Here is a 2,666-nt window from a genome sequence, read left to right as displayed (position 1 = left end):
GGAGTTGGCCGCGATCGACCAGCGCCTGCGGACACTCCATGCCGAACTGGCCAGCCAGGCGCAGCAGGCCGAGGGCGAGGCGGTGCCGGACGTGCAGGGCACGATCGAGGCGCAGAGCCCGTCGCTGGCCGGCGGCATCATCCAGGAGCTGACCGGCAACGCTGTGGTGGTGTCGGGCGGCGAGCTGCGTTCGGCCGAGCTTCTGCCGACCCGCGACCAGGAACGCTTCGTGGCGGTGCCGATCCGGGTCACCTTCACCGGGGATTCGGTGATGCTGCGCGAGTTCCTCTACCGGATCGAGACCTCCTCGCCGGTGCTTGCGGTCGAGCGGCTGGACGTCACCGCCGAGCAGAACCCGGAAGACCCGTCCAATGTCTGGCAGGGCGACATCCAGGTGGCTGCCGAGATCGTCGGCTGGATGCGCCAGCCGGAGCCGCAGTCATGAAGGGGATGAGCCCGGTCACGCTCGGCGTGATCCTCCTGGCCCTGCCCGTCCTGGCCTGGCTGTGGTGGACCAGCGGCGCAGACGAGGCCCCGGTGACCGCGGTCAGCCGCGGCGGCCAGCCGGCCGCTCAAACGCCAGCGGAGCCGGCGCCCGGGAATGCCCCACGCGCGCTGCCGCCGATCGAGACCTTTTCCGCGATGGTCGACCGCCCGCTGTTCGCCGCGACCCGGCATCCCAGGGTACCCCCCACCGAGCCGCCGAGCGAGCCGTTCCTGGAAGATGCGGTCGCACCACCGCCGCCGGAGGACAATATCCGCGACCGCTACCGGCTGATCGGCACGGTCGAGGAGAACGGGCGGGTGTTCGCCCTGCTGGTCTCCAGCGAGGGCAGCTATGTTCGGGTGCGGCGCGGCGACCGGCTGGACAACTGGACGGTCGACGCGGTCAGCCGGCAGCGGGTCCTGATGGTGAACGGCGAGAACGTGGCCGAGTTTCTGCTGGTGCCGGACGGGATGAACTAGCCGGGACCCGGCCGGCGGGTCCGACCCCGGGAGGCAATCCTCGAACGCGGTCACTCCTGCGCCGATTGGCGGAACAGCCAAGCAGATCCGAGCCACAGCGCGACGAACAGGGCAGTCAGGCCCATGATGGCGGATGGCTGGTCTCCCCATCCGGCAGCCAGGGCGATCGTGCCGCCCAGGGCCTGGGCGAGTGCCGTCGCCACCAGTGCCCATGCCATCATGAGCGGCCGCGAGCGCGCCCAAAGCACGCCGATGATCCCTACGGCCAGCACCGCGCCGAACATCAGGTTGGCGGGATGGTCCTCCGCGCCGATGATCCCCACTGCCAGGTTCATCCAGACGAGCAGGAATGCCGTCGCGAGCGCCAGGCCGGCCGCGGCCCGGTACCGGCTGCCGCCGCTCATCCTGGTGGCCAGTTCGTAGCTGCCGAGGGCGGCGACCAGCATGGCGCCGAACAGGATGAAGTCGGCGAGACCCCAGGCCACCTCGTCGGTGACCTGCATCGCCATGGCGGGCAGCAGCAGCAAGGTCGCAGCACCAGCCCAGGCCGCTATCCGCCGGTGGCCGGCTTTCCTGAGGGGATGAGCGTCCATGCCTTGTCCCATCACTGAACCGCCCGGGTGCACCGCGCCAGCCTAGCGCGGGCTACCCGATGGTCACGCATGGCGGCACTCACGCCTCCACCGCGTCCTCCTGCTGCTGGACCCGCCACAGTGCGGCATAGGCGCCACCCTTGGCCAGCAGCTCCGCGTGGGTGCCGCGCTCGATCACCCGGCCCTCATCCAGCACGATGATCTCATGGGCGTCGCGCACGGTGGAGAGGCGGTGCGCGATGATCAGCGTAGTGACACCTTCGGCGGCGGCGTTCAGGCTTTCCTGGATGGCGCGCTCGGTGCGGGTGTCCAGCGAGGAGGTGGCTTCGTCCAGGGCGAACAGGCGCGGGCGCTTGAGGACGGCCCGGGCGATCGCCACGCGCTGCTTCTCGCCGCCGGACAGGCGCAGGCCGCGCTCGCCCACCACCGTGGCCCAACCGTCGGGCAGGGCCGCCACGACCCGGTCCAGCCCGGCGATGCGCGCGGCTTCCTCGATCTCGGCCGGGCTGGCACCCAGCCGGCCGAACGCTACGTTGCTTTCCAGCGTGTCGTGGAACAGCACGGTGTCCTGCGGCACCACTGCAATCGCGTCGCGCAGGCTGGGGAGGCGGATGTCGCCGATCGGGATGCCGTCGATCGTGATCGTCCCGCCGGTCGGCTGGTAGAGGCGGAACAGCATGCGGGCCAGCGTCGACTTGCCCGAGCCGCTGCGCCCAACCACGGCCAGGGTGCGCCCGGCCGGGATGTGCAGGTCGATGCCGCGTAGCACTGGGCGGCGCGGGTCGTAGCCGAAGGTCAGTCCTCGTGCCCGCACCGCCACCGGCCCGCCCGGCGGCAGGTCGCGCGTCCCGGCCGAGAGCAGGCTCTCGGTGGGCTCGCCCAGCAGCGCCCGCAGCCGGTGGGTCAGGTCGAGCGCCTGGGTGAACTCGCGCGCCATGTGGCCCAGCCGCTCGACCGGGCCGATCACCTGCAGGACATAGGCATTGATCAGGACGAAGCCGCCGGGTGTCAGCCGTCCCGCCATCGTTTCCCGTGCCGCCAGCCACAGGGCGAGGCCCATGGCGACCGCGAAGATCAGCGCCAGGAGGATGCCGTTGCCCGCAGTGG

Annotated in this window: 4 protein-coding genes; 2 read left to right on the top strand and 2 right to left on the bottom strand. The window is 71.3% G+C overall.

Annotated features, from left to right (window positions below; genetic code table 11):
* On the top strand, positions 1-445 hold a 445-nt coding region (gene gspM, locus EQG76_RS07165; protein ID WP_159711929.1), incomplete at its 5' end, for a type II secretion system protein GspM.
* The gene (locus tag EQG76_RS07160; RefSeq protein ID WP_159711927.1) at positions 442-966 is read left to right on the top strand and encodes a hypothetical protein; all 525 of its coding nucleotides are present in this window, start codon (positions 442-444) and stop codon (positions 964-966) included. The genes gspM and EQG76_RS07160, both read left to right, overlap by 4 nt.
* 50 nt (positions 967-1,016) lie before the next feature.
* On the opposite strand, the gene EQG76_RS07155 is transcribed toward EQG76_RS07160, so the two are convergent.
* Positions 1,017-1,571 carry a hypothetical protein gene (locus EQG76_RS07155; RefSeq protein WP_407925509.1) on the bottom strand — a complete coding sequence of 185 codons (555 nt, stop codon included), beginning with the start codon at positions 1,569-1,571 and terminating at the stop codon, positions 1,017-1,019.
* A gap of 67 nt (positions 1,572-1,638) precedes the next feature.
* Positions 1,639-2,666 (bottom strand): ATP-binding cassette domain-containing protein (locus tag EQG76_RS07150; RefSeq protein WP_159711923.1); only part of this gene is annotated, 1,028 nt, incomplete at its 5' end.

The sequence above is a fragment of the Geminicoccus flavidas genome (genome assembly GCF_009806515.1).
GTDB classification, from domain to species: Bacteria; Pseudomonadota; Alphaproteobacteria; order Geminicoccales; family Geminicoccaceae; genus Geminicoccus; species Geminicoccus flavidus.
This window is presented reverse-complemented; position numbering and strand designations above follow the sequence as displayed.

What these genes read in the sequence shown, in the direction of transcription:
- EQG76_RS07155 (WP_407925509.1), bottom strand. Translation starts at nt 1,571, where the DNA reads ATGGGACAAGGCATGGACGCTCATCCCCTCAGGAAAGCCGGCCACCGG.
- EQG76_RS07160 (WP_159711927.1), top strand. Translation starts at nt 442, where the DNA reads ATGAAGGGGATGAGCCCGGTCACGCTCGGCGTGATCCTCCTGGCCCTG.